The organism is Gordonia prachuapensis (assembly GCF_036350515.1).
Taxonomy (GTDB): domain Bacteria; phylum Actinomycetota; class Actinomycetes; order Mycobacteriales; family Mycobacteriaceae; genus Gordonia; species Gordonia prachuapensis.
In genome coordinates this window covers 284,692-309,701 of sequence record NZ_JAZDUE010000004.1, presented here as the reverse complement: position 1 = coordinate 309,701, position 25,010 = coordinate 284,692, and the positions used below count along the sequence as shown (strand labels likewise).

The following is a 25,010-nucleotide window of genomic DNA, read 5'->3' as shown; positions in this document are numbered from 1 at the left end:
GCACGACATCCCAGCAGCAATCACACCCTCTCGGCCGACCACCAGGGGCACGGTCTCGATCCAGAACTCGCCATCAACGGTTCCGTAGGCACGAGTGCTCACCCAGCAGCAGCCACCAACACCAAGTCTGACCCAAACTCACGACCAGACCCAGTAGCTCCCATTAGTAGGTCGAGCCGCCCCCCCAACCGCTGATCGAGTAGGTCGAGCCGCCCCCCAACCGCTGATCGAGTAGGTCGAGCCGCTAGGCGAGACCGTATCGAGATCCCTGTCCCCGAACGTGATCTCGATACGACCTCCGCTAGCGCTCCGGTCTACTCGATCAGCGGAGGGTTGCGCTCCGGTCTACTCGATCTGCGGTTGGGGGCGGCTCTGCCGATTCGATCAGCGCGGCCCACTCGATCACCGAAAGCGGTTGTATGGATCAGGTTCGCAGGGGCTCCAGGACTCCGGCGAACGCCGCCGGGACCCGCACCCGCATCGTGGTGCCGTCCGCGGTGTGCTCGCTGGTCAGGATCTCCCCCTCCTCGTGAATCCGGGAGACGATGTCGCCGCGGGTGTAGGGCACGTCGATGGTCAACTCCACATCGGTGCGTCCGACGAACTCGCGGATGCGGTCGAACAGTTCGGTGAGACCCTCGCCGGTACGCGCCGAGACGAACACGGCGTCGGAGAGAGCGGCCCTCAGCTCGGTCATACGGTGGGCGTCGATCGCATCGATCTTGTTGACCACCAACAGTTCCGGCGGCGGTGCCGCACCCTCCTCGGCGACCACCTCGTTGATCACCCGGCGCACAGCCGAGATCTGCTCCGTCGGCAACGGATCCGATCCGTCGACGACGTGTAGCACGAGATCGGCGTCGACGACCTCCTCGAGGGTGGACCGGAACGCCTCGACCAGCTGTGTCGGCAGGTGCCGGACGAATCCGACCGTGTCGGTGAAGACCACGGCCCGGCCGTCGTCGAGCGTCGCCCGGCGGGTGGTCGGGTCCAGGGTCGCGAATAATGCGTCCTGCACCAGGACTCCCGACCCGGTCATCGCGTTGACCAGGCTCGACTTGCCCGCGTTCGTGTAGCCGGCGACCGTCAGCCGGGGAACGGCGTTGCGTTCACGGGCGGCGCGCATCACGGTGCGCGACTTCTTCATGGACCGGATCTCGCGCCGCAGCTTGGCCATGCGTTCACGGATGCGCCGTCGATCGGTCTCGATCTTCGTCTCACCGGGTCCGCGCAGACCGACGCCGCCGTTGCTGCCGGCACGGCCGCCCGCCTGCCGCGACATCGATTCACCCCAACCGCGCAGCCGCGGGAGCATGTACTCCATCTGCGCCAGGGACACCTGCGCCTTGCCCTCGCGCGAGGTCGCATGCTGGGCGAAGATGTCGAGGATCAGCGCGGTCCGGTCGATGACCTTCACCTTGACGATCTTCTCCAGGGCGGTCAGCTGCGCGGGGGTGAGCTCACCGTCGCAGATCACGGTGTCCGCGCCGGTTTCCAGCACCGCAGCACGCAATTCGTCGGCCTTGCCGGAACCGATGTAGGTGGCTGAGTCGGGGCGCGAACGGCGCTGGATCAAGGCATCGAGGACCTCGGAGCCCGCGGTCTCGGCGAGCGCCGCGAGTTCGGTCATGCTGGCGCGGGCCTGGGCGGCGGAGCCCTCGGTCCACACTCCGACCAGGACGACGCGCTCAAGGCGCAATTGCCGGTACTCGACCTCGGTGATGTCGGTGAGTTCGGTGGAGAGCCCGGCGACGCGTTGCAGCGACGCACGTTCTTCGAGCTGCAGTTCACCGGTGGTCGGGCGGGCCAGTCCGTCGAGGATGTCGCCGCTGCCTCCGCCATCGGCGGGCAGATCGGCCAGGTCGTCGTCGTGGACCGACGTGTGGGGTGTGAATGCTGGTTCTGTCATGGGTGACATCCATGATCTCACGGCCGACCACCGCTCAGCATCCTGTTTTCCTGCACAGACGCCGGCGGAGCGGCCGTCAGTCGTCGAGGTCGGCCCAGCCCGGCCGCAGTTCGCCGTCGGCAACCAACCGGGAGGGACCCCGCAGATAGGCGCCATCGGCACCCACGCCCACCTCGACCCGACCGCCGGGCACCGTGATGCAGAGCGTCCCTGCGGATTCCCCGCGCGATGCCAGCACCGCCGCGCCCGCCGCGACCAGTCCGGTGCCGCAGCTGCGGGTCTCGCCCACGCCTCGTTCGAAGACACGCATCGCGGCCGGCAGTCGTCCGTCCGCGTCGGGATCGCCCGCCGGTGTGACCAGTTCCACGTTTGCGCCGTGGGGGAAGGCGTCGTCCTCCAGCATCACCCCGTCGGTGAAGTCCACCTGGGCCAGGTCGGCCGCGGTCAGGTCGGGGACCACACAGGCCAGATGCGGGTTGCCCACGTCGATCATGAGACCGCGGTAGACGTCGTCACCGATCCGCACCATCGACTCGCCGTCGGTGCGTACCGGTCCCATCTGCACGGTGACGTCGGCGTGGACGGAGTCGTGGCTGTGTACGACGACCGGGCGTGCACCTGCCCTCGATCCGACGGTGAACTCGTCGGTGGCCACCAGTCCGGATGCGCGAAGGTGATGCGCGAACACGCGCACCCCGTTGCCGCACATCTCGGCAACCGAGCCGTCGGCGTTGCGGTAGTCCATGAACCAGTCCTCGGGCGACACTCCGGACGGCAATGCGTCGAGGACGCCGCGTTCGACCAGCGACCCCGACCGGACCACCCGGAGCAGACCGTCGCCGCCGATCCCCCGGTGCCGGTCGCACAGGGCCGCCACCAGTGGCGTGGTCAGATCGATCTGCGCCTCGGGATCGGTCACGATGACGAAGTCGTTCTGCGTGCCATGCCCTTTGACAAACCGCAGCGCTGCGCGGTCACCCCCTGCGCTGTCATTCGTTGTCGACGTCACCCCTCCAGCCTACGGCGGGCTCACCGACCGACCATCCGCAGCGCCTCCGGCACCAGGTCGTCCCGCGAGGCGTCCAGCCAGACGATCCGGTGGTCACGACGGAACCAGGACCGCTGCCGCCGTACGTATCGGCGCGTTCCGACGAAGGTCAGTTCCTCCGCGGTCGCCATGTCGTACTCACCGTCGAATGCCGCCAGCACCTGGGCATATCCGATGGCACGCGACGCGGTACGCCCCTCACGCAGGCCCACTTCGCACAGCCCGCGCACCTCATCGGCCAGCCCGAGCTCGAACATCTGCCGTGTGCGCTGCCGGATGCGCTCGTCGAGGGCTGCGGTGTCGCGGTCCAGCGCGATGATGCGGGTGTGCCACCGCGGGTCACCGATGGTGGGCGCGGACGCGGCGAACGGCTCGCCGGTGAGTTCGACCACCTCGAGTGCGCGAACGATTCGTCTGCCGTCGGTGTCGAGGATCGATGCGGCCGCGTCCGGGTCGACCTGGGCCAGGAGCCGGTGCATGGCAGCGACGCCGATGTCGGCGAGCATCGTCTCGTACCTCGTCCGGACCTCGGGGTCGGTGGCCGGGAACCGCCAGTTGTCGAGCAGACCCTGGATGTACATCATCGAACCGCCGACGAGGACCGGCACCGTGCCCTCGGCGAGCAACCGCTCGACGTCGGCTCCCGCCGCGCGTTGGTGCCGGGCGACGGTGGCCGTCTCGGTGACGTCGAGAACATCGATCTGATGGTGCGGGATGCCGCGCCGCTCATCGACCGGCAGCTTCGCCGTGCCGATGTCCATGCCGCGATACTGCTGCATGGCGTCGAGGTTGACGATCTCCCCGCCGAGGCGTTCGGCGAGGTCGAGGGCGAGGTCCGATTTCCCCCCTGCCGTCGGCCCGACGATCGCGATCGGCGTGACGGCGACACTCACCGTGGAGTCCAGGTGGCGACCACATAACCGACACCGAACGGTGCAGCACGGTAGGTGACCTGCGCAGTCAGTGTGCGACCGGCACACAGTCCCGCGGCGACCTGCCAGGCCGGACGCCCACCCACCCCGGCCTCGCTGCACTCGTCGACGGTGAGTGCGGCAAGTGCTGCGGTGTCGGCGGACCCGATCGCTTCGTCGATCCGCTGCTGTAGTTCGACCGCTTCGGGCCGCAGACCCCCGCCGGGGGCCCGCGCCGACAGGGCGGTCGAACCGTCGGCGACGACAAGGACCCCTACGGGCGTCGAATCCTGGTCGACGCGATCACGCAGTTGCGACGCCACGTCGGCGCAGTCCGCCGGCGACGCGTCCGGCGCGACGGTCACGGGTTCGACGGTCACCGGTTCGTCGCCGGTCCCGGCCTCGGCCCGCAACCACCCTGCGATCAGCATGGACAAGGGCAGCCCCGGGCCGGTCCCGCGGGTCTCGGCCCCGTCCAACGTGACCGGGACGTCGACTCCGTAGGCGGCGAGTGTCCCGGCCCGCCCCACCTGCGTCGTTGCCGGGTCACGCGCTCCGACGGCCATCCAGGTCGTGGCCGCGCCCGCGAGTTCTCGCCCGGCCGCGAGGGTGGCCGCCCGCACCGGTTCGGTGTCCACTGCGTCCGGACCGGCCAGCGCCGGCACCAGCAACGGGGCACTCGGGACGAAGACGACAGACGCCAGCACGCCAACGACGCTAGCCGACCTCACACCCGCGCAGCCGACCCCGTCACGCCCGAATGTCGCCGCAGCGCCCCGCATCGGCATCTGACCTGGTTGAATGGTGAGAGCCCGGGACGCTCCAACGCCGGCGAACGGGCCTCGACGAGACGGCAGCCGTGACGCGCGGCACCAACCTGCGGGAGAGGGCACCTGCACATGACGAATCCGACCGACCCGGCACCTGCCTCGGACCCTGCGGCGGCGCCGCGTCCGGGACCACCCAAGCCTCGTCCGATGCCCAAACCCGGCCCCCGCCCGGGACCCCGGCCCGGCGCGGCCGAGATCCATCCGGTGCCCACCCCGGTCCCCTGTGGCGACCCGCACGAGTTCGGCCGGATCGACTCCGACGGGGTCGTCTGGCTCAAGGTCGGCGGCACCGAGCGGCAGATCGGTTCGTGGCAGGCCGGTTCCGTGGAGGACGGCCTCGCCCATTTCTCCCGCAAGTTCGACGATCTCGCCACCGAGGTGGAGATCCTCGAGGAACGACTCGCCGCCCGGTCCGGTGATCCCCGCAAGGCCCAGGCCGCCGCCCGGCACCTGCTCGAGACACTCCCGACGGCCGCCGTGATCGGCGACGTGAATGCCCTCGAGCAGCGTCTGACCGCGATCGTCGGCAGCGCCGACGAAGTCGCCGACTCCATCAAGGCGGAGCGTGAGCAGGTCCGTGCGACCGCGATCGCCCGCAAGGAGGAATTGGCCGCCGAGGCCGAACAGATCGGCGCCGAGTCCACCCAGTGGAAGGTGGCCGGGGATCGCCTCCGCGCGATCCTGGACGAGTGGAAGACCATCAAGGGCGTCGATCGTAAGACCGACGACATGCTGTGGAAGCGCTACGCCAAGGCGCGCGATGCTTTCAACCGTCGGCGCGGCGCGCACTTCGCCGAGCTCGACCGTGAACGTGCCGGTGCGAAGGCGCGCAAAGAAGAGCTCATCGTCCGTGCCGAGGAGCTGTCCGGCTCCACCGACTGGGGGCCGACGTCGGCGCGATTCCGCGAGCTGCTGACGGAGTGGAAGGCGGCTGGTCGCGCGCCGCGCGACTCCGACGACGCGCTGTGGCAACGCTTCAAGGCGGCCCAGGACGTCTTCTTCTCCGCTCGCAATGCGGCCAGCTCGGAGCGTGACAGCGAGTTCGCCGCCAATGCGGCCGCCAAGGTGTCGTTGCTCGACCATGCCGAGCGGGCCATCGACCCGGCCGCCGATCTCGATGCGGCGCGGCGCGAGCTCCGCAGTTTCCGCGAACAGTGGGACGAGATCGGCAAGGTGCCGCGCGACCAGATGGGGTCGCTCGAAGGCCGGGCGCGGGCGCTGGAGAAGCGCGTCCGCGATGCCGAGGACGCCCAGTGGCAGCGCACCGATCCGGAGGCGCAGGCGCGCGCCGCCCAGTTCGCCGATCGCACCGCCCAGCTCGAGGATCAGGCGCGCAAGGCGGAGGAACGGGGCAAGGCCAAGGATGCGGCAAAGCTGCGTGAGCAGGCGGCGCAGTGGAAGGAATGGGCCGACGCGGCGGCGAGCGCGATCGCGGACCGCTGACGCACCGGTCAAGCTGCTACGAACCGGTGTTGGGGGCCGGAACTGGTGATGGGCCGGGTCAGGTGCGGCCCGGTCAGCGTGGCGCGGTCAGTCCGCCGAGGATCTCGATCGCCGATTCCGACAGCGGCCGGGACCGTCTGGTTGTCTCGTCCACGCCGACGATGACCGTCTTCGCCGTCGCAACACACCGCTCATCTTGGAAGATCGCCTGCTCCAGCACGATCGAGCTACGTCCGGTCGACGCGACGCGGGTGCCGACGACGACGTCACCGGGCCACGTCATCTCGGCACGGAAATCCAGTTCCAGCCGGGCGATGACGAACGAACTGCCCGGTTCGACGAGCGGGGCGAGCGGATCGTAGAGGACCGCGACGCGGCCGGATTCCAGGAACGTCGCGAACACCGCGTTGTTGACGTGGCCCTGACGGTCGGTGTCGGCGTAACGGATCTTCTCGGTGATGTGCGCGGGATAGTCCTCCACGCGGTGCGCGTCGTCGCTCACCCTTCTCGATTCTCGTCGGGCCGGTGCTGCAGCGACCGGGCCAGCGCGTCACGGGTGGCCGCCTCTTTGCGGCGCTCTTCCTCCAGCGCCAGTTGATAGGTGCTCCGGGCCCAGACGACACGCGCCCAGTGGAAGGCCAACACCAGCACCGCCAGCCACGCCACGATCAGGCCGATGCCGACACCGGACGGGGGCACCACGCCACCGACACCCGGCGTGTTGCGCGACCACCACGCCAGCATGCCGGCCACGCATGCGACGGCGTTGCCACACAGCGCGGCCCACGCGAGAATCCATCGCCGCGTCAGCAGTGCGAGGGCGGATACTCCGATCCCGAAGATCGCGACCAGGTAGACGAACACGATCGATGTGATGGTCACCCGCTCGGCGTCGGCGTCGGGAGCGAACGTCAGTACCTCGATACCGTTGGCGGAGCCGGTGTGCGGCAACACCATCGACAGCATGGCGACGAGCACCCCGACGGCGACCACCACGCCACGTAGGCCGGGATCGATCTCGCCGGCCACCTTGCGTTCTGTCTTGCGCAGTTCGGTCTCGTAGGCGGCGAAGCCCCCTGCGTCGACCGTTCGCTTCTCGGCTCGTTCGTCTCGGGCACTCATCAGCCACATCCTCCTGCACATCCCGCGGTGACCGGTTCGGGCGACGTCGCACCGATGGTGGGCATCCCGAGGCCCACCCCGACCGGCGGCGTGGTGGGTAGCCGACTCGCCTCGTGGGCGTCTCCGGCGCGGGTACGGCGGTGTGACGCGACGCCGGCATCGGCGATCAGGTGATGCGGGGCAGCTCCGGTGACATGGGTCGTCACGACATCACCCGGACGGATGACCTGGGCCCCGCGATCCGGGCCGGCCGCGAAGTGGACCAGGCGACCGTCACGAGCGCGACCGGTCAGCCGACCGGTGTGCGCCGACTTGCGGCCCTCATCGGCCACGACCAGCAGTTCCACCTCGGTCCCGAGCAGTTTCTGGTTCTCGGTGAGACAGATCTGTTCCTGCAGCGCGATCAGACGCCGGTAACGGTCGCCCACCACCTCGGCCGGCACCTGATCGGGCATGGTCGCGGCGGGCGTACCGGGGCGCGGAGAGTACTGGAAGGTGAAGGCGCTGGAGAACCGGGCCGCGGCGACCACGTCGAGGGTCTGTTGAAAATCTTCTTCGGTCTCGCCCGGGAAACCGACGATGATGTCGGTGGTGATGGCCGCATGTGGCATGGCCGCGCGGACCTTCTCCAGGATGCCGAGGAACTTGCGCTGTCGATAGCTGCGCCGCATCGACTTCAGCACACGGTCGGAACCCGACTGCAGCGGCATGTGCAGCTGCGGACACACATTCGGGGTCTGGGCCATCGCCTCGATCACGTCGTCGGTGAACTCGGCCGGATGCGGTGAGGTGAACCGGACGCGTTCGAGACCATCGATGTCGCCGCAGGCCCGCAACAACTCCGCGAACGCACCGCGGTTACGCGGCTGGTCGGGGTCGGCGAAGGACATGCCGTAGGCGTTGACGTTCTGTCCGAGCAGGGTCACCTCGAGGACACCCTGGTCCACGAGTGCCTGCACTTCGGCGAGGACGTCACCGGGCCGACGGTCCACCTCCTTCCCGCGCAGCGACGGCACGATGCAGAACGTGCAGGTGTTGTTGCACCCCACCGAGACCGACACCCAGCCGGAGTATGCCGAGTCCCGCTTGGCGGGCAGCGTGGACGGAAAACGTTCGAGCGATTCGAGGATCTCGACCTGTGCCGAGTCGTTGTGGCGTGCCCGGTCGAGGAGGGCCGGCAGGGACCCTATGTTGTGCGTACCGAACACGACGTCCACCCACGGCGCCTTGCGCAACACGGTGTCCTTGTCCTTCTGCGCCAGACATCCGCCGACCGCGATCTGCATCCCGGGCCGATCCGATTTGACCGGCGCCAGATGGGACAGATTGCCGTAGAGCTTGTTGTCGGCGTTCTCCCGGATGGCGCAGGTGTTGAACACGACCAGGTCGGCATCGCCCCCGTCGGCGGCCTTCACGTATCCGGCGTCCTCGAGGAGTCCGGCGATGCGTTCGGAGTCGTGAACGTTCATCTGGCAGCCGTAGGTACGAACCTGGTAACTCCGGGCGGAGACCGCTTCGGTCTGCTCGCCGGAAGCCGGCACACCGCGCCGCTCGGACAACTCGATACTCACGGTTCCAGGGTACGGGCCTGCGCAAATCGACCTTTCGGGCACTCTGGTACGGCGATGTCGCACGAACTCGACTGCCACTCGCACTATGGTGAAGGCATATGACGACATCGCGGACCGGACGGCTCGTCACCACGCTCGCCATCGTCGCCGTCGTCGCGTCCGGATGCTTCGGTTCGGATCCCCGTGACCTTCTCGACTCGATCCGCGACGGATCGGTGATACTCGGAACGAAGTTCGATCAGCCCGGACTCGGGATCCGCAACGCAGACGAATCGGTGACGGGATTCGACCCCGCGGTCGCGACCTTCGTCGTCGCCCGGATAGCCGATTCGATGGGTGTGTCCGAGCCGCGGAGCCGGTGGCGGGAGACACCGTCGACGCAGCGCGAGACTCTGATCGAGAACGGCCAGGTCGACATGATCGCCGCGACGTACTCGATCACGCCGGAGCGCGCCGAAGAAGTCGATTTTGCCGGCCCGTACCTGGTCAACTACCAGGGACTGCTGGTCCGTGCCGACGACGCCTCGATCACCACACTCACCGACCTCGACGCGGGCAAGACGCTGTGCTCGGTCACCGGCTCCACCTCGGCAGAGAATGTGACGGCGCAGCTCCCGTCGGTGCAGTTGCAGGAGTACGACACCGCCTCGAGCTGTGTCGAGGCGTTGCGACGTGGCCGCGTCGACGCCCTGACCACCGACGAGGTGATCCTCGCCGGCTACGAGAACCGGTACCCCGGTGAGTTCACCCTCGTCGACATGACCTACCCGGCCGATGCCTGCGTGGACGGCACTCTCAAGCGGGCCGGTGCGCCGTTCTCCACCGAGCGCTACGGAATCGGCCTGGGCGCCGGGCAATCCGAGACGGTGACCGCGGTCAACGAAGCGCTGGTGGCGATGATGGAGCCCGCAGCGGACGGACGTTCCCCCTGGGAGCGGGCGCTCCGCGACGCGATCGGCGACGCCCAGGTCGACCGCATGATCGCCCGTGCCGCCGAGCCGGGTTCGCCGTTCGACTTCACCCCCGACCCCGGAGATCTCGACTTTCTCGAGGAAACGACCACCCCCTGCTCGGCGGAGTCGACCTGACGGTCACCGCGGCGGAGCCGCCTCGTTGTCACCGTGCGGTGGCCGTGTCCAATGCGTCGGTGACCACTTCGATGGCCATCGACTGCGGGTAGCCACGCCGCATCAGCATGCCGGCGAGCCGCCGGAACACCGCGTCGCGTGTACTCGGGTCGCGGTGCAGCCGGTCGATCTGGCCCGGGGTGAGTTTCTTGGCGACCAGTTCGGCGGCGACGGCACGTTCGTCTGCGGGGTCCAGCTCGGCCAGCGTCGTCTCGACGACACCGGGGTCGATGCCTTTGGCACGCAGCTCCTGCCGCAGTGCGACTCGGCCCCGGGCGGAATGCGCGTGCCGTGAGCGCACCCATTCGGCGGCGAACTCCTCGTCGTCGAGCAGGTGGTGCTTGTCGAGCCGACCCATCACGTCGTCCACGGTGTCTTCGTCGAAACCCTTGCGCGACAGCCGGTCGATCATCTCCTGACGGGAACGGGCGCGGACCCCGAGGAGTCGGAGTGCCGCGTCCCATGCGCTGGGTCCGGTCCGTTCCTCGGGGTCCGGGGTGCCGGTCATCTCCTGGATCAGAACTCCACCGGCGCCGGTGCGACGTCATCGGCATCGACCACTGCCCCGATGCCGAGCTTCTCCTTGATCTTCTTCTCGATCTCGTCGCGGATGTCGTCGTTCTCGATCAGGAACTTGCGGGCGTTCTCCTTGCCCTGGCCGAGCTGATCGCCCTCGTAGGTGAACCATGAACCGGACTTACGGATGAAGCCTTCGGCCACGCCCATGTCGATGAGCGAGCCCTCCTTGCTGATGCCATGGCCGTAGAGGATGTCGAACTCGGCTTGCTTGAACGGCGGCGCGACCTTGTTCTTGACGATCTTCACCCGGGTGCGGTTGCCGACCGCGTCGGTGCCGTCCTTGAGCGTCTCGATGCGCCGAACATCAAGCCGGACAGACGAATAGAACTTCAGCGCCTTGCCGCCGGTGGTGGTCTCCGGCGAGCCGAACATGACGCCGATCTTCTCACGCAACTGGTTGATGAAGATGGCCGTCGTCTTGGAGTTGCTCAACGCGGACGTCATCTTGCGCAGCGCCTGACTCATCAGTCGCGCCTGCAGACCGACGTGGCTGTCACCCATCTCGCCCTCGATCTCGGCCCGGGGCACCAGTGCGGCCACGGAGTCGATGACGAGGATGTCCAGTGCACCGGAGCGGATCAACATGTCGGCGATCTCGAGTGCCTGCTCACCGGTGTCGGGCTGCGACACCAGCAGTGCGTCGGTGTCCACACCGAGTTTGGCGGCGTAGTCGGGGTCGAGGGCGTGCTCGGCGTCGATGAACGCCGCGATCCCGCCCTGCGCCTGGGCATTGGCGACCGCATGCAGCGCCACGGTCGTCTTACCCGAGGACTCCGGGCCGTAGACCTCGATGATCCGGCCACGCGGGAGCCCGCCGATGCCGAGGGCGACGTCCAGCGAGATGGAACCGGTGGGGATCACCTCGATGGGCTGGCGGGTCTCCTCGCCGAGCCGCATCACCGAGCCCTTGCCGAAGTTCTTGTCGATCTGCGCGAGAGCCAGATCGAGGGCCTTCTCCCGATCCTGCGGTGCTGCTGCCATGGGATTCTCCTCCGAACTCTCGACCGGTGTCCCGGCCGTGGATTGTGGGGTCTGCGGTGGTGGCTGACGTGATGTGCACGCTAGCGGTGGGGTCTGACAGATCGGGTGTCTGCCGGATTCGGGCCTGACAACATTTCGTCGGTGTGTTCGTGAGTTCGCCGTCTTCACTCGGGTCCCGTGGTTGTGGTCCCGTTGTTATGACGCAGCCGGACCGAACCTGGTTCCCTCTGACACCCAGAATGGACGAACATGTGTTCGATGGCAAGCGTGACACGCCTGCGGATCACCAACGTTCGCGAGGCACGTCGAAGTCGCGACAGATGGCCACCCAGACGTCCCGCGGATCGATCCCGTCCTCGATCGCCTGGGCCCCGGTCCGCCCGCCGAACTCGATCAGGACGTGGTCGACGAGGATCGAATCCGCAGACCGCTCCCCGAACTCGGCGGTGATCAGTTCGGTGAACTCCGTCAGACGCACGCGGCCAGCCTACCCACGACGCCGCATCACCTCGCGCACGATCCGCACCGGGTCCACCACCCCGATCGCCGACGCCGCCACGTCGCGTGCCGCTGCGGCGAACCCCGGGTCGGTGAGCACCCGACGCGCTGCGAGCGCCATCGATTCCACCGTCGGCGGCCGCACCAGCAGTCCACTGCCCTGCCGCGTCACGCGGTTGGCCAGCTCCCACTGATCGCCGCCGCCGGGCACCGTGACCACCGGGACACCCGCAGACAACGCCTTCGCCAGCATCCCGTGCCCGCCTCCGCAGATGACCAGTGAGGTGTCCCGCAGGATCTCGTCCTGGCGGGCGTCACCGACCACCACCCGCTCCGACTCCGCCACTCCGTCAGGTCGTTCCAGCGCCGAGACCACCACCCGCACAGTCATTCCGAGCGACGTCTCGGTGAGCGCGGCGAGCGCGGTGGACGCCAGGTCGGCGGTTCCCGTCGTCGCGGTGGAGGGCGCGACCAGCACGAGCGGACCCGCCGTCGACGGGCGGACGAAGGTGGCGTCGGTGGGTTCCCACAGCAGCGGTCCGATCAGATGGGTGTCCGACGGCCAGTCCGGGCGCCACACCTCCAGCGCGGGCAGGGTCGCCACGAACCGGGCGATCGGAACGCTGGCCGCACCGGTGAGACCGATCTCCGCGCGTGCCCGGGACCGCTGCCGTTCCCCCATCCGCAGCGACCGTCCGGTGGCGGCACGCATGGTCGCGTCGCGCAGCCGGCCACGCACACCGACCCCGGGCTCGAGTCCCGCGCCGATCGGCGGGCGTCCGCGTGACGGCCGGTAGAGCGGATGGGGCGACAGTTCGATCCAGTCGATGCCGGCGAGTTCGGCGGCCCAGCCGCCGCCCACCGTGATCACGTCCGAGATCACCAGATCGACACCGGCCGAGGCCAGCTGTGGTGCCAGTGCCACCGCGATCCGCGCGGCCCGACGACTGAGCTTGGCGCCGGCGTCCGCGTCGTCGTCGCCGTCCACCGCGGCGAGCCCGGGTAACTCTGCGACGTCGATACCGCACCGCAGCGCGGGAGCGCACCACCGGGCACCGGTGTAGACGATCGAATCGACGCCGGCCGCGTTCAGGCGCTCGGCGAGCGCGAATGCCGGAAACGCATGTCCCGCATCGGGTCCCGCGACGATGGCGATGCGCAAAGAAGACCTCCCACGCTGGTGGGAGGTCTTCTGCGGTGGTGTTCTCAGTTGCCCGGCTGTCTCAGTTTCCCGCTTGCGGGGGCTGCTCGGTGGCCGGCTGACTCGTCGGCTGCGCGGGCTGGGCGTTGGGCTGTGCCGCCGGCTCCGATGACGGCAGCGCACCGCCGGACATGCTGGCCCGGATCTGCTCGAGGCGTGCGTGGCCGGCCATCTGGACACCGGCCTGCTCCACCTCCTGCATGCGGCCCTGCACGCTGTTGCGTGCGAGATCGGCCTGACCGAGGGCGTTGGCGTAGCGACGTTCGATCTTGTCGCGGACCTGGTCGAGATTGGGGGTGTTGCCGGGGACCGACAGTTCGCTCATCTGGTTGAGCGACGCGCTGACCTGCTCCTGCATCTTGGCCTGCTCGAGCTGGCTGAGCAGCTTGGAACGCTCGGCCAGCTTCTGCTGCAACATCATCGCGTTTCGTTCGACGGCTTGCTTGGCCTGCTCGGCCGCCTGCAGCGACTGGTCGTGCAGCACCTTGAGATCCTCGACGCTTTGCTCTGCGGTCACCAACTGCGCGGCGAACGCCTCGGCGGCGTTGGTGTACTCCTGGGCCTTCTGCGTATCGCCGGCCGATGTGGCCTGATCGGCGAGGGTCAGTGCCTGTCGGGTGTTCGCCTGCAGCTTCTCGATCTCCTCGAGCTGCCGGTTCAGCTTCATCTCCAGCTGGCGCTGGTTTCCGATGACCGACGCGGCCTGCTGCGACAGGGCTTGATGCTGGCGTTGCGCGTCCTCGATCGCCTGCTGGATCTGGACCTTCGGGTCCGCGTTCTCGTCGATCTTCGCGTTGCCGAGTGCCATCAGGTAGCGCCACAACTTCACGAACGGGTTCGCCATGCTTCGAGTCAACTCCAAAGTCCGGTGTTCGGGCGGTGTGTTACCAATCTAGCCGGTGTGAGCGACGCGGGGCGATGGGTCGCGTCGTCTGTGCAGCCGACCTCAGGCCGCGGCGAGCGCCGACTCGGCGCGACCTGCGGGGCCCGGGATGACCACCTTGGCGTCGAGCACACCCATCTCGCCGGCGGCCACGGCATCCGCGGCACCCACGAGGTGTTCGCTGCCGGCTGGGAGCATCGCGTGCCCCACGTCGAGCAGGAGTTCGGCGATCTCGACATCGAGCGCATCGCAGATCGCGGCGAGCAGTTCGCTCGACGCCTCCTTCTGACCCCGTTCGACCTCCGAGAGGTATCCGAGGCTGACACGGGCATCGGTGGACACCTCGCGCAGGGTGCGGCCCTGCGCGGTACGCACCCGGCGCAGGCTGTCGCCCAGCGCCTCACGCAGTAGCACTGCCATCGAGGTCCTCCTCACTGCTCGCAGTCTGGACAACGGCCGGACGCCGCCGGGAGTTCCCGACGATTCAGACGCGTCGTCCGTGCCGACGACAGTAGTCGAAGAATCCGACGGCTGCCGCGTGGCCCCACCGGCGACGTGTTGCGCCGAGGGCGAACATCCGGCGGGCCGGTCAGTGACGCGGTGATGCCGCGGGGCTGCCGCCCGTCCGACGAGATCGGCCGGGCGCCGCGCGACGCCGCAACACCAGTGCCTGCCAGACGTACTCGCCGCCGGTGACCACGGTGACCAGCACCGCGGCCCCCATGATGATCGCTGCGGCCACCTGCCAGGCACCGGCGAGGGGAAGTAGATAGAGGCCGATCGCGACGGCCTGCAGCAGCGTCTTCAACTTGCCGCCGCGACTGGCGGGGATCACGCCGTGACGCAGCACCCAGAACCGCAGCGCGGTGATGCCGAGTTCGCGGATCAGGATCACGGCGGTGACCCACCAGGACAGGTCCCCGAGGATCGAGAGTCCGACGAGCGCCGAACCGATGAGTGCCTTGTCGGCGATCGGATCGGCCATCTTGCCGAAATCGGTGACCAGTCCCCGCTCGCGAGCCAGCCGACCGTCGTATCGATCGGTGATGGCTGCGATCCCGAAGATGACCGCCGCGGCGATCCGCCAGGCGGTGTCGTGGCCGCCTCCGATGAACAGCGCGGCGACGAACACGGGAACGAGAAGGATTCGAAACACCGTGAGCGCATTGGCGATGTTGACCACCGGCACCGGGTCGACCGGATCGGTGATGTGGTCCGGTCCGCGACCGGCCCCGGCGAGACCGTGTTCCTCGACGGCGCGACGCATGCGTTCGGTCATGATGCCCCGATCCGCTGTGGCCGCGTCCTGACCCGGCGATACTGCTCACGCACGGTTCCAGCGTATCTGCCCCGGGTTGCCGCTCCGTGCGCCCGGGTCGCGATCGGTACTACTGTGTGGTCCCATGCCCCCTGTCGCCCCTGAGCCGGCGTCGCCCACGCCGGCCTCTGATCCTCCGGAATCGAGTGCGGCAAGCACGGACTCGATTCGTCGCGGCGAACAAGGCGATGTGACGATCCGCCGGGCACGCACCTCTGACGTCCCGCGGATCAAGGAACTCATCGACCAGTACGCGGGCCGGATTCTGCTCGAGAAGAACCTCGTGACGCTCTACGAGTCGGTTCAGGAGTTCTGGGTGGCCGACCGCGACGGTGTGGTCGTCGGCTGTGGTGCCCTGCACGTGTTGTGGGCCGATCTCGGAGAGGTCCGGACGGTTGCGGTGGACACCTCGTTCGCGGGCCGGGGCGTCGGCCACCGGCTGGTCGCGCGACTGATGGACGTCGCCCGGGATCTGCAACTGTCCCGGGTGTTCGTGCTGACCTTCGAGACGTCGTTCTTCGCCCGCCACGGATTTCGCGAGATCGAGGGCACCCCGGTCACCCGCGAGGTGTTCGAGGAGATGTGCCGGTCCTACGACACGGGCGTCGCGGAGTTCCTCGACCTGAGCTACGTCAAACCGAACACCCTGGGCAACACCCGCATGCTGGCCTCGCTCGATTGATTGACACCCCCGAACCGATCCCGACGGGAGCAGATCATGGCGATCTTCGCAGTCCACTACCGCTATGAGCCGGCGAAGGCGGCCGTGCGCGACGAGTACCGGCCGCTGCACCGGGAATGGCTCGGCGAGGAGTTCCGCGCCGGGAACGTGCTGACCTGCGGGCCCTATCCCGATGGTTCCGGCGCCCTGATCCTCATCCGCGCGGACTCACTCGACGGCGCCGAGGCGTTCCTGGCGAACGACCCGTTCAACGCCCACCGGGCGGTGGACGGCGTCCGGGTCGTCGAGTGGACCCAGGTATACGGGCCGTTCGACTCCTGACACCGTCCGTGCCCGAGACCGGAAAGCCGGCGTCAGGTGTCCGACGGCGGTCGGGTCTCCGACGACGTCTGGGGATCCGACGGCGACCGGGCATCCGACGATGGCCGGGTGTCGGATGGTGACTGGCCTTCCGACGGCGGGTCGTCCGACTCCGCCGACTCCGCCGTGGCCGGTTGTTTCGCTGCCGGTTTCTTCGAGCTCATCAGGCTCGCCACGGTGGTGATGATCAGCGTGAGGATGATGACGCCCAGTGAGACCGGCGTGGACACCTCGGGCACCGAGACGTGCTCGCCACCGTTGATGAACGGCAGGGTGTTCTCGTGCAGGGCGTGCAGGATGAGCTTCACACCGATGAACGCGAGGATGAATGAGAGTCCGTAGGACAGGTAGACGAGCCGGTCCAGCAGGCCGCCGATCAGGAAGTACAACTGGCGCAGACCCATCAGGGCGAACGCGTTCGCGGTGAACACCAGGTAGGGCTCCTGGGTCAGACCGTAGATGGCCGGAATGGAATCAAACGCGAACAGCAGGTCGGTGAAGCCGATGACGATCAGGACCATCAGCATCGGGGTGGCCATCCGCTTGCCGTTCACGCGGGTGAACAGCTTGTCGCGGTCGTAATCGTCGGTGGTGCGCAAGCGATTCTTGACGAAACGCTCCAATCGCGATTCCCGCTGCTCTTCGTGCTCGACCGGGTCGTCGCTCTCCTTGACCAGCTTGATCGCGGTGTAGATCAGGAAGGCGCCGAACAGATAGAAGATCCAGGCGTAGGCATTGATGGCCGCGGCGCCGACAGCGATGAAGATCGCGCGCATGATGAGTGCCATCACGATGCCGAGCAGCAGCACCTTCTGCTGATACTCCTTGGGCACGGCGAACTTCGACATGATGATGACGAAGACGAACAGGTTGTCGACCGACAGCGCCTTCTCGGTGACGTAGCCGGCGAAGTACTCACCGCCGTAGGTGCCGCCCCACTGCCACCAGACGAAGAGTCCGAACAGGATCGCGATTCCGATGTAGACCGCGGACCAGGATCCGGATTCCTTGATGGACGGGGCGTGGGGCACCCGGACGTGTGCGAAGAAGTCGAATACGAAGAGTCCGGCTATCACCACACAGGTGACGATCCAGACGGTTACCGATACATCCATGGGGCGATCTCCTCCAGCGCGCAGCACTACGGTTGCGATGCCAGAGGTCTCTCCCGCCGGGATCTCGCCGCCGCGCTGCCATCGTGCGAACAAGGTTCCCGACCGACGAATCCGGGTCGCTCCCGGCGACGACGATCGGCGTCGCACCGGGCAGCGGCCGTACTGACGGAGACGCCGCAGGGTTGGGGATACTCCCCTCTTCGATCGTCGCCCAGCGTAGTACACGTGCGCGTAGGGTTGCGACCATGCCGCGCTCGACGCGCCCGGCGTCCGTCGACGACATCCATGCCGTCGCGACCGGTATGCCCCATGTCACCGACGCGGGCAATCACACCGATCGGCCCGTGTACCAGGTCGGCAGCAAATCGTTCGTGTTCTTCCGGACGCCCCGGCCGGATGCCGTCGACCCGGACACCGGTGAACGCTACGACGACGTCGTGGTCATCTGGGTGGCCTCCGAAGCCGACAAGCTCGCGCTGGTCCAGGACGCGGACTCACCGTTCTTCACCACACCGCACTTTGACGGTCATCTGTCGGTCCTGCTGCGCACCTCACGGGTCGGCGAACTCACCCGCGACGAACTCGCCGAGGTGATCCAGGATGCGTGGCTGTGTCGTGCGTCGAACCGGCGGGCGCAGGCGTGGCTGGCCGAGCACGGGCTGGGTTAGCACCGATCCGAACCATCCGGTCCCTGAGGGGCCCGGAGCCTGCGGAGGGCCGTCACGAAGGGCTCCTCACACCTCAGGAACGGTTGGGATCTACTCCGCGTCGCCACCATCCGCGCCGCCACCCGTGATCGACGCGATCACCCCGGCGAGGTCCTCGGGCTTCACCAGCACCTCGCGTGCCTTGGAGCCCTCGCTGGGCCCGACCACGCCGCGGGTCTCCATCAGATCCATCAGTCGTCCCGCCTTGGCGAACCCGACCCGCAGCTTGCGCTGCAGCATCGACGTCGAACCGAACTGGCTCGACACCACCAATTCGATGGCCTGCAGCAGGTCATCGAGATCGTTGCCGATGTCGCCGTCGATCTCTTTCTTGTCGCCGGCCTTGGCGGTGGTGACGCCCTCGGTGTACTCCGGTTCGCTCTGCTCGCGGGTGTAGTCGACGACGGCGGCGATCTCCTCGTCGGTGATGAACGCACCCTGCATACGGATCGGCTTGTTCGCGCCCATCGGCAGGAACAGGCCGTCACCCATGCCGATGAGCTTCTCGGCCCCCGGCTGGTCCAGGATCACGCGCGAGTCGGTCAGCGACGACGTGGCGAACGCCAGCCGCGACGGCACATTCGTCTTGATCAGACCGGTGACGACGTCGACCGAGGGACGCTGGGTGGCCAGCACCAGGTGGATGCCCGCGGCACGTGCCTTCTGCGTGATCCGGACGATCGCGTCCTCGACATCGCGCGGGGCGGTCATCATCAGGTCGGCGAGCTCGTCGACGATGGCCAGGATGTACGGGTACGGCGTGTACACCCGCTCGCTGCCCAGCGGGGTGGTGATCTCCCCCGACCGGACCTTCGTATTGAAGTCGTCGATGTGGCGCACCCGCGACGCCTTCATGTCCTGGTAGCGCTGCTCCATCTCCTCGACCAGCCACGCCAGCGCCGCGGCCGCCTTCTTCGGCTGCGTGATGATCGGGGTGATGAGATGCGGAATCCCTTCGTAGGGAGTCAGTTCCACCATCTTGGGGTCGATCAGGATCATCCGCACGTCGTCCGGTGTCGCCCTCGACAGCAGCGACACCAGCATCGAGTTGACGAAGCTGGACTTACCCGAGCCGGTCGAACCGGCGACGAGCAGGTGCGGCATCTTGGCGAGGTTGGCGCTGACGAAGTCGCCTTCGATGTCCTTGCCCAGACCGATGACGAGCGGATGCGTGTCCTTACGAGTCTTCGGCGCCTTGAGCACGTCGGCCAGACGCACCATCTCACGGTCGCTGTTGGGCACCTCGATGCCGACCGCCGACTTGCCCGGGATCGGTGCGAGCAGACGCACGTTGTCGGTGGCCACGGCATAGGCGATGTTGCGCTGCAGCGCGGTGATCTTCTCCACCTTCACGCCGGGACCCAACTCGACCTCGTATCGCGTGACCGTGGGTCCCCGGGTGTAGCCGGTGACGGCGGCGTCGATCTTGAACTGCTCCATGACACCGGTGATGCGGTCGATCATGTCGTCGTTGGCACGACTGCCCTGCTTCGGTGGATCGCCGTCGACGAGCAGGGTCGACGGCGGGAGCTGGTACTCGCCGTCGCCGGCGCGGTCGATCAGCCCCTCCGCACCCACCTCGGGCTCGGCCGGGGCGGCCGGCGCCTGGTCCGCCTCGCGCTTCGTGCGACTCCTGCGGGATCTGGCGGGCGCCGGCTCCTGCTCGTCGCGACCGATCTGCTCGGTGACCTCGTCGTCGAAGGGCACGGTGGTCGCGGCGGCGAAATCGGCCGCGTCGACGTCGGGATCGACCGGACGTCGCCGGCGGCGTCCCGGTCGTACGGGGTCGAGGTCGGGTGGATAGTTGTCGTACGGGTCCGAGGAGTAGCGCGACCCGGTCTCGAGGACCTCGGTTGCCCCGCCGTCGAGGTCATCTGCATCGGAACCAACGGCGTCGGAGCCTTCGGCGTCGAGATCGTCCGCGTCGAGGTCGTCCCAGGGCGCCACGTCGTCGACGAACTGGTCACGGCCGAGTCCGAGATAGCCGACGACGGCGTCGATCACCTCGCGAACGGTCTTGCCGCTGAGGATCAGTGCGCCGAAGGCGATGCAGAGCACCAGAATCGGCACCGAGATCCACGCCGTGACACCGTCGGTCAACGGGGTGCCGACCGCGAATCCCAGGAATCCGCCCGCCGACGAGCGTCCGGGCAGATCCACCGGTGCCCCCGCGACGAGATGGACCAGACCCAGGACCGGGAGCACGATCAGAAGTCCGGCGCCGAGGTAGCGGGCCCGCTGCTGCGGGTTCGGCGGGCGGCGCATGAGCACGATCGACAGCACCACGAGCGCGATGGGCACCACCACCGAGGCGGAACCCAGAATGGCCCGGCACAGCGCTTCGATGAAGGCACCGACCGGTCCCGCCGCCCCGAACCACACGCTGGCGCCGACGAGCAGACCCGCGGCAAGGACCGCCAGTGCCGCACCGTCACGCCGGTGCGTGTGCCCGCTCAGGTCCCGCGCGGCGCCGGTCGCCGGTCGCCGATGAGCGCGCGCGCCGCGATCGGGCATGTCCTCGACGATCGGACCGTCGAGATCGAATCCGTCGTCGACGCTGTCCGCGTCCACCGGGTCCACGTCCATCTCGGCGACGTCGCCCGCCGCGGTCCCCGCCGTGCGCGGCTGCGGTCCCCCGCCGACGCGGGCCAGGCCGCCGACTCCGCGCGCCATCAGCGACCACCCCGCACCCAGTCCGCGGCCGACCGCGGATGCGCCGCTCGCCGCCATGGACCGCCGGTGGATGTCCGCGGAAGCGTCGGCCTGCTGCGTCCGGCGGCGCGACGTCGTCTGCGTGCCCCCGGAGCGTCGCGAGGAACCGGTCCGCACGGTTCCCGCCGTCGCCCGCGATGTGGAACTCCGTGCACTACCGGCCCGTGTCCCCCGTGCACCCGACTTCGCCGATCCGGCGCGCGAACGGGCCGGCGCCTTGGTCGTGGTGCCCTTCTTCCGGGCACCGGCGGTTGCTTTCGAAGCCATGCGGACAGACTAGTCGTCCACGGCCACGCCAGTCACATGGGCAACACTGGTAACTGCAGTGCGTGTCGGATTCGTGATGTGCCGGGGCGTTCAGAGCCCGCGCTTGGCCTCGCGGACGGCGGCAACCGCCCGTTCGTCGCCTTTGAAGACGACGTCGACCGGCGACCTCCCGAAGGCGAAGAGCACGAGCTCGCCGGGAGTGCCGATCACGGTGACCTCCTCCCCGGCGCCGAGCGTCACCAGGTCGCGGCTGTCGCGGGTGCGGAGGGTGACGCGCGCGGGCGAGTTCTTCAGGGTCATCCTGCTCATCGACTTCGCAGGCGTGACCAGCGCTTGCTGCAGTTCGTCGGACAGTTCACGCGGCGTCCAGGTCTGGTCCGGGCGCGCAGCTCCGCGCAGTACGTCCTCGTGGTGCACGAACATCTCCGCGAGGTTGGCCCACCGGTCGACGAGCTTCAGCGGCGAGTACATCGGGGGCCCGCCGGCGAGCTTGTCCAGCAGCTCATCCCATGGTTCGTCGACTGCCGCGGCGCGAACCTTCTCGGTGTGGCCGGCGAACGCGGGGATCATGATCCCCGGGGCGGTGTCCGGTCGGCGTTCGCGTACCACCAGGTGAGCGACGAGATCCTTGACCGACCAGCCGGCACAGAGGGTGGGGGCGTCGGGTCCCACGGATCGCAGGGTGTCGACGAGGGCTGCTCTTTCGGCTTGTGCGAGGCTCACCCGACCACCGTAGCGTCCGTCGACACCAAGCCGGGGTGACGCGATTCGGTCGCGCAAACCGGACGGCTCAGGAACCGACGGCGAGCACCGTCGGCACGATCATCGGGCGTCGCCGATACGTCTCGGCAACCCACCGACCGACCGTGCGCCGGATGGTCTGCGCGATCCGATGGGCGTCGGTGATGCCCTCGGCGGCGAGTGAGTCGAGCGCCTGGTCGACCAGGTCCGCGGCGGCCTTGAGGGCGTCCGGGTCGTCGGAGAACCCTCGACCGGACACCTCCGGTGTGCTCACGGCGCGTCCGGTGGCCGCGTCGATCGCGACGGTGATGGCGATGAAACCGCCCTCCCCAAGCACCAGGCGTTCCGACAGCGTCGACTCTCCGACGTCACCGACCGACAGACCGTCGACGTAGACGTGGCCGACGGGTACGCGGCCGGTGATCTGGGCGCGGCCGTCGACGAGGTCGACCACCACACCGTCCTCGGCGAGGACAACCCGATCCTCGGCCACCCCGGTCGCCACCGCGAGCGCCGCGTTGGCCCGCAGATGTCGCCACTCGCCATGGACGGGCATCGCGTTGGAGGGACGGACGGCGTTGTAGAGGTACAGCAACTCACCGGCCGAGGCGTGGCCGGACACGTGCACTTTCGCGCTCTGCTGGGTGATCACCGTGGCACCACGCTTCGCCAGCCCGTTGACCACAGCGAACACCGAGTTCTCGTTACCCGGGATCAACGACGACGCCAGCACCACGAGGTCGTCGGCGCGGATGTTGATCTGCCGGTGTTCGCCACGCGCCATCCGCGACAGCGCGGAGAGCGGTTCGCCCTGCGAGCCGGTCGAGATCAGCACCAGTCGATGGTCCGGAAGGGTTGCGGCCGTGTCGAGATCGACGAGCACGCCGTCGGGCACCGACAGATAGCCGAGGTCCTGCGCGATCTGCATGTTGCGCACCATCGAGCGCCCGACGAAGCAGATGCGACGGTTGTGTGCGTGTGCGACGTCCACGATCTGCTGGATGCGGTGGACGTGGCTGGCGAAGGACGCGACGATGACGCGCTGCCGTGCCCGTCCGATCACCTGGTCGAGGACGCCACCGATCTCCCGCTCGGGGGTCACGAAGCCGGGCACCTCGGCGTTGGTCGAGTCGACCAGGAACAGGTCGACACCTTCGTCGCCGAGTCGGCTGAATCCGGCGAGGTCGGTCAGTCGTCCGTCCAGCGGCAGCTGATCGAGTTTGATGTCGCCGGTGTGCAACGCCACCCCGGCGCCGGTGCGGATCGCCACCGCGATCGCGTCCGGGATGGAGTGGTTGACGGCGAAGTACTCGCAATCGAACGGGCCGTGCGTCGTCCGCTCGCCTTCGGTGACCTGCACCAGCTTGGGGCGCAGACGGTGTTCACGACACTTTGCCTCGACGAGGGCGAGGGTGAATTTGGAGCCGACCACCGGGATGTCGCTGCGCAGCCGCAGCAGGAACGGCACCGCACCGATGTGATCCTCGTGGCCGTGGGTGAGGACGATCGCGTCGACGTCGTCCATCCGGTCCTCGATGTAGGTGAAATCCGGAAGGATGAGATCGACGCCGGGCTGTGCATCCTCGGGGAACAGCACACCGCAGTCCACGATCAGCAGACGACCGCCGTATTCGAACACGGTCATGTTGCGGCCGATCTCGCCGATGCCGCCGAGCGCGACGACGCGTAGACCGTTGCGCGGGGCCCGCGGCGGTGTGCCCAGGCGGTCGACCGCCGGCACCGACTCGGGCTGCTGTCCACGACCGCGGTTGTCGCCGCGGCGATCTCGGCGCTCGTGACGTCCCCCACCCGACCGCGATGCGGCGGGCTGCGGTCGATCCTGCCGCGCGGCAGCGTGTTTGGGCTCCTGGTTGCGACCCTGCGACTGGCTGCGACCCTGGGACTGGTTACGACCCTGGGACTGCGTCTTCGAGCTTCCGTCGCCCGGATGTTCGTCGGGCTGCACGGGAGGTCCGGCCTGTCGGCGGGCGGCTCGGCGACGGCGCGTCGGTTCGCTCATCGGGTCAGGACACCCGCCGCACGCAGGTCCGCGATGAGCGCTTCGATCTGCGGACCACTCGCGGGCACCTGCGGGAGCCGTGGGTGCCCGACGTCCAGACCGAGGATGCGCAGGGACGCCTTCACCATCGACACACCGCCGAGCCTGCCCATGGCGTTCACGAGCGGCAACATCGACGTGTTGAGTTCTCGCGCGGTCCGCATGTCACCCTTCTCGAATGCGATCTGCATCTCCCGCAACCGATCCGCGACCAGGTGGCCGATCACGCTGACGAATCCGGTGGCACCCACGGACAGCCACGGCAGGTTCAGCGCATCCTCACCCGACAGGTATTCGAGGTCGGTGGAGGCGATGATCCCGGCCGCCGAGTGCAGATCACCCTTGGCGTCCTTGACGCCCTTCACGCGCGGATGCTCGGCGAGCGCCAACATCGTCTCGTTCGCGATCGGGACCACTGACCTGGGCGGGATGTCGTAGAGCAGGACCGGCAGATCGGTGGCGTCGGCGATCGTCCGGAAGTGCGCGAGCAGCCCCGCCTGCGGCGGTTTCGAGTAATAGGGCGTGACGACGAGGAGCCCGTGCGCGCCCACCTTCTCCGCCTCGATCGAGAATCGGACACTCTCCGCGGTGTCGTAGCTGCCGGCGCCCTGGGTGATGCGGGCCCGGTCCCCGACGGCGTCGAGCACCACGCGAAGCAACTCGAGCTTCTCGGGCACGGTCGTCGTGGGCGACTCGCCTGTCGTGCCGGACACGATCAGACCGTCACACCCCTTGGACACCAAGTGGTCGGCGAGTTCTGCGGCCTTGTCCAGATCCAGCGCGCCCTCGGGAGTGAACGGGGTCACCATCGCGACGGCGACGGTCCCGAACGGGTGTTCCTGCGGCTGGTCTTGGCCTGCGTTCATGGTGCTCAAGGCTACCTTCTCCGCAGGGCGCATTCGCGTGTGGGCGCACTGTGTCGCGGCGCCGCCCCTCGGCGACGAAA

General features: G+C 68.3%; 25 protein-coding genes. 6 read left to right on the top strand and 19 right to left on the bottom strand.

All coding sequences use genetic code 11. The features are described from left to right. Nucleotides 1-424: 424 nt before the first annotated feature. The 4 genes from hflX to V1Y59_RS07085 form a co-directional block, all read right to left on the bottom strand. Entirely contained in the window at nt 425-1,909 is a 1,485-nt protein-coding gene (hflX, locus tag V1Y59_RS07100; RefSeq protein ID WP_330504113.1) for a GTPase HflX, read from the bottom strand. 76 nt (nt 1,910-1,985) lie between these two features. Further along, nucleotides 1,986-2,918 carry a diaminopimelate epimerase gene (gene dapF / locus V1Y59_RS07095; RefSeq protein ID WP_330504112.1) on the bottom strand — a complete coding sequence of 311 codons (933 nt, stop codon included), beginning with the start codon at nt 2,916-2,918 and terminating at the stop codon, nt 1,986-1,988. A gap of 20 nt (nt 2,919-2,938) precedes the next feature. Beyond that, nucleotides 2,939-3,850, bottom strand: a complete 912-nt coding sequence (gene miaA, locus V1Y59_RS07090; protein WP_330504111.1) for a tRNA (adenosine(37)-N6)-dimethylallyltransferase MiaA — start codon at nt 3,848-3,850, stop codon at nt 2,939-2,941. Beyond that, a complete protein-coding gene (locus tag V1Y59_RS07085; protein ID WP_330504110.1) occupies nt 3,847-4,575 on the bottom strand; it encodes a class III extradiol ring-cleavage dioxygenase family protein in 729 nt (242 codons plus the stop codon). Before V1Y59_RS07085 ends, miaA begins: the two co-directional genes overlap by 4 nt. 192 nt (nt 4,576-4,767) lie before the next feature. Between V1Y59_RS07085 and V1Y59_RS07080 the strand changes: the two genes are divergently transcribed. Then, on the top strand, nt 4,768-6,141 hold the full coding sequence (locus V1Y59_RS07080; protein ID WP_330504109.1) for a DUF349 domain-containing protein: 1,374 nt from the start codon (nt 4,768-4,770) through the stop codon (nt 6,139-6,141). A 73-nt stretch (nt 6,142-6,214) separates the two neighbouring features. On the opposite strand, the gene V1Y59_RS07075 is transcribed toward V1Y59_RS07080, so the two are convergent. Genes V1Y59_RS07075 through miaB form a run of 3 tightly spaced genes read right to left on the bottom strand, consistent with a single transcriptional unit; the run spans nt 6,215 to nt 8,834 of the window. Next, a complete protein-coding gene (locus V1Y59_RS07075) occupies nt 6,215-6,643 on the bottom strand; it encodes an acyl-CoA thioesterase (protein ID WP_330504107.1) in 429 nt (142 codons plus the stop codon). Further along, entirely contained in the window at nt 6,640-7,263 is a 624-nt protein-coding gene (locus V1Y59_RS07070) for an Rv2732c family membrane protein (RefSeq protein WP_330504106.1), read from the bottom strand. Before V1Y59_RS07070 ends, V1Y59_RS07075 begins: the two co-directional genes overlap by 4 nt. Further along, on the bottom strand, nt 7,263-8,834 hold the full coding sequence (miaB, locus tag V1Y59_RS07065) for a tRNA (N6-isopentenyl adenosine(37)-C2)-methylthiotransferase MiaB (RefSeq protein ID WP_431309119.1): 1,572 nt from the start codon (nt 8,832-8,834) through the stop codon (nt 7,263-7,265). Before miaB ends, V1Y59_RS07070 begins: the two co-directional genes overlap by 1 nt. A 98-nt stretch (nt 8,835-8,932) precedes the next feature. On the opposite strand from miaB, the gene V1Y59_RS07060 reads away from it, so the two are divergent. Further along, nucleotides 8,933-9,922 carry a glutamate ABC transporter substrate-binding protein gene (locus V1Y59_RS07060; RefSeq protein ID WP_330504105.1) on the top strand — a complete coding sequence of 330 codons (990 nt, stop codon included), beginning with the start codon at nt 8,933-8,935 and terminating at the stop codon, nt 9,920-9,922. 28 nt (nt 9,923-9,950) lie between these two features. On the opposite strand, the gene V1Y59_RS07055 is transcribed toward V1Y59_RS07060, so the two are convergent. The 7 genes from V1Y59_RS07055 to pgsA form a co-directional block, all read right to left on the bottom strand. After that, nucleotides 9,951-10,469: a regulatory protein RecX gene (locus tag V1Y59_RS07055; protein WP_330504104.1), complete on the bottom strand. Its 519-nt coding sequence runs from the start codon at nt 10,467-10,469 to the stop codon at nt 9,951-9,953. Between the two features lie 8 nt (nt 10,470-10,477). Further along, the gene (recA, locus tag V1Y59_RS07050; RefSeq protein WP_330504103.1) at nt 10,478-11,521 is read right to left on the bottom strand and encodes a recombinase RecA; all 1,044 of its coding nucleotides are present in this window, start codon (nt 11,519-11,521) and stop codon (nt 10,478-10,480) included. Between the two features lie 283 nt (nt 11,522-11,804). Beyond that, entirely contained in the window at nt 11,805-11,999 is a 195-nt protein-coding gene (locus tag V1Y59_RS07045) for a DUF3046 domain-containing protein (protein WP_330504102.1), read from the bottom strand. 9 nt (nt 12,000-12,008) lie between these two features. Continuing rightward, the gene (locus tag V1Y59_RS07040; protein ID WP_330504101.1) at nt 12,009-13,181 is read right to left on the bottom strand and encodes a glycosyltransferase; all 1,173 of its coding nucleotides are present in this window, start codon (nt 13,179-13,181) and stop codon (nt 12,009-12,011) included. Nucleotides 13,182-13,242: 61 nt separating this feature from the next. Next, nucleotides 13,243-14,064, bottom strand: coding sequence for a PspA/IM30 family protein (locus V1Y59_RS07035; RefSeq protein ID WP_330504100.1), 822 nt, complete (start codon nt 14,062-14,064; stop codon nt 13,243-13,245). Nucleotides 14,065-14,166: 102 nt separating this feature from the next. Continuing rightward, on the bottom strand, nt 14,167-14,523 hold the full coding sequence (locus V1Y59_RS07030) for a helix-turn-helix domain-containing protein (RefSeq protein WP_330432213.1): 357 nt from the start codon (nt 14,521-14,523) through the stop codon (nt 14,167-14,169). Between the two features lie 169 nt (nt 14,524-14,692). Then, nucleotides 14,693-15,382: a CDP-diacylglycerol--glycerol-3-phosphate 3-phosphatidyltransferase gene (gene pgsA, locus V1Y59_RS07025; RefSeq protein ID WP_330504099.1), complete on the bottom strand. Its 690-nt coding sequence runs from the start codon at nt 15,380-15,382 to the stop codon at nt 14,693-14,695. 124 nt (nt 15,383-15,506) lie between these two features. On the opposite strand from pgsA, the gene V1Y59_RS07020 reads away from it, so the two are divergent. Beyond that, a complete protein-coding gene (locus V1Y59_RS07020) occupies nt 15,507-16,103 on the top strand; it encodes an amino-acid N-acetyltransferase (protein ID WP_330504098.1) in 597 nt (198 codons plus the stop codon). Nucleotides 16,104-16,139: 36 nt separating this feature from the next. Then, complete coding sequence (locus tag V1Y59_RS07015; protein WP_330504096.1) at nt 16,140-16,424, top strand: YciI family protein; 285 nt, start codon at nt 16,140-16,142, stop codon at nt 16,422-16,424. 32 nt (nt 16,425-16,456) lie between these two features. Here V1Y59_RS07015 and V1Y59_RS07010 read toward each other — a convergent pair whose 3' ends face one another. Further along, nucleotides 16,457-17,578, bottom strand: coding sequence for a TerC family protein (locus tag V1Y59_RS07010; protein ID WP_330504095.1), 1,122 nt, complete (start codon nt 17,576-17,578; stop codon nt 16,457-16,459). 37 nt (nt 17,579-17,615) lie between these two features. Between V1Y59_RS07010 and V1Y59_RS07005 the strand changes: the two genes are divergently transcribed. Together V1Y59_RS07005 and V1Y59_RS07000 are read left to right on the top strand one after the other, a co-directional pair. After that, the gene (locus V1Y59_RS07005) at nt 17,616-17,744 is read left to right on the top strand and encodes a hypothetical protein (protein ID WP_330504092.1); all 129 of its coding nucleotides are present in this window, start codon (nt 17,616-17,618) and stop codon (nt 17,742-17,744) included. 79 nt (nt 17,745-17,823) lie between these two features. Beyond that, nucleotides 17,824-18,246 carry an MmcQ/YjbR family DNA-binding protein gene (locus tag V1Y59_RS07000; RefSeq protein WP_330504091.1) on the top strand — a complete coding sequence of 141 codons (423 nt, stop codon included), beginning with the start codon at nt 17,824-17,826 and terminating at the stop codon, nt 18,244-18,246. Between the two features lie 90 nt (nt 18,247-18,336). On the opposite strand, the gene V1Y59_RS06995 is transcribed toward V1Y59_RS07000, so the two are convergent. The 4 genes from V1Y59_RS06995 to dapA form a co-directional block, all read right to left on the bottom strand. Then, the gene (locus V1Y59_RS06995; RefSeq protein WP_330504090.1) at nt 18,337-21,264 is read right to left on the bottom strand and encodes an FtsK/SpoIIIE family DNA translocase; all 2,928 of its coding nucleotides are present in this window, start codon (nt 21,262-21,264) and stop codon (nt 18,337-18,339) included. Between the two features lie 90 nt (nt 21,265-21,354). After that, a complete protein-coding gene (locus tag V1Y59_RS06990; RefSeq protein ID WP_330504089.1) occupies nt 21,355-21,987 on the bottom strand; it encodes a TIGR03085 family metal-binding protein in 633 nt (210 codons plus the stop codon). A 67-nt stretch (nt 21,988-22,054) separates the two neighbouring features. Continuing rightward, nucleotides 22,055-24,025 (bottom strand): RNase J family beta-CASP ribonuclease, encoded by a 1,971-nt coding sequence (locus V1Y59_RS06985; protein WP_330504088.1) that lies wholly within the window; start codon nt 24,023-24,025, stop codon nt 22,055-22,057. After that, nucleotides 24,022-24,930 carry a 4-hydroxy-tetrahydrodipicolinate synthase gene (gene dapA, locus V1Y59_RS06980; RefSeq protein ID WP_330432223.1) on the bottom strand — a complete coding sequence of 303 codons (909 nt, stop codon included), beginning with the start codon at nt 24,928-24,930 and terminating at the stop codon, nt 24,022-24,024. Before dapA ends, V1Y59_RS06985 begins: the two co-directional genes overlap by 4 nt. Nucleotides 24,931-25,010 lie beyond the last annotated feature (80 nt).

What these genes read in the sequence shown, in the direction of transcription:
- hflX (WP_330504113.1), bottom strand. Translation starts at nt 1,909, where the DNA reads ATGACAGAACCAGCATTCACACCCCACACGTCGGTCCACGACGACGAC.
- V1Y59_RS07080 (WP_330504109.1), top strand. Translation starts at nt 4,768, where the DNA reads ATGACGAATCCGACCGACCCGGCACCTGCCTCGGACCCTGCGGCGGCG.
- V1Y59_RS07070 (WP_330504106.1), bottom strand. Translation starts at nt 7,263, where the DNA reads ATGAGTGCCCGAGACGAACGAGCCGAGAAGCGAACGGTCGACGCAGGG.
- V1Y59_RS07060 (WP_330504105.1), top strand. Translation starts at nt 8,933, where the DNA reads ATGACGACATCGCGGACCGGACGGCTCGTCACCACGCTCGCCATCGTC.
- V1Y59_RS07055 (WP_330504104.1), bottom strand. Translation starts at nt 10,469, where the DNA reads ATGACCGGCACCCCGGACCCCGAGGAACGGACCGGACCCAGCGCATGG.
- recA (WP_330504103.1), bottom strand. Translation starts at nt 11,521, where the DNA reads ATGGCAGCAGCACCGCAGGATCGGGAGAAGGCCCTCGATCTGGCTCTC.
- V1Y59_RS07035 (WP_330504100.1), bottom strand. Translation starts at nt 14,064, where the DNA reads ATGGCGAACCCGTTCGTGAAGTTGTGGCGCTACCTGATGGCACTCGGC.
- V1Y59_RS07030 (WP_330432213.1), bottom strand. Translation starts at nt 14,523, where the DNA reads ATGGCAGTGCTACTGCGTGAGGCGCTGGGCGACAGCCTGCGCCGGGTG.
- pgsA (WP_330504099.1), bottom strand. Translation starts at nt 15,382, where the DNA reads ATGACCGAACGCATGCGTCGCGCCGTCGAGGAACACGGTCTCGCCGGG.
- V1Y59_RS07020 (WP_330504098.1), top strand. Translation starts at nt 15,507, where the DNA reads ATGCCCCCTGTCGCCCCTGAGCCGGCGTCGCCCACGCCGGCCTCTGAT.
- V1Y59_RS07015 (WP_330504096.1), top strand. Translation starts at nt 16,140, where the DNA reads ATGGCGATCTTCGCAGTCCACTACCGCTATGAGCCGGCGAAGGCGGCC.
- V1Y59_RS07010 (WP_330504095.1), bottom strand. Translation starts at nt 17,578, where the DNA reads ATGGATGTATCGGTAACCGTCTGGATCGTCACCTGTGTGGTGATAGCC.
- V1Y59_RS07005 (WP_330504092.1), top strand. Translation starts at nt 17,616, where the DNA reads ATGCCAGAGGTCTCTCCCGCCGGGATCTCGCCGCCGCGCTGCCATCGT.
- V1Y59_RS07000 (WP_330504091.1), top strand. Translation starts at nt 17,824, where the DNA reads ATGCCGCGCTCGACGCGCCCGGCGTCCGTCGACGACATCCATGCCGTC.
- V1Y59_RS06995 (WP_330504090.1), bottom strand. Translation starts at nt 21,264, where the DNA reads ATGGCTTCGAAAGCAACCGCCGGTGCCCGGAAGAAGGGCACCACGACC.
- V1Y59_RS06985 (WP_330504088.1), bottom strand. Translation starts at nt 24,025, where the DNA reads ATGAGCGAACCGACGCGCCGTCGCCGAGCCGCCCGCCGACAGGCCGGA.
- dapA (WP_330432223.1), bottom strand. Translation starts at nt 24,930, where the DNA reads ATGAACGCAGGCCAAGACCAGCCGCAGGAACACCCGTTCGGGACCGTC.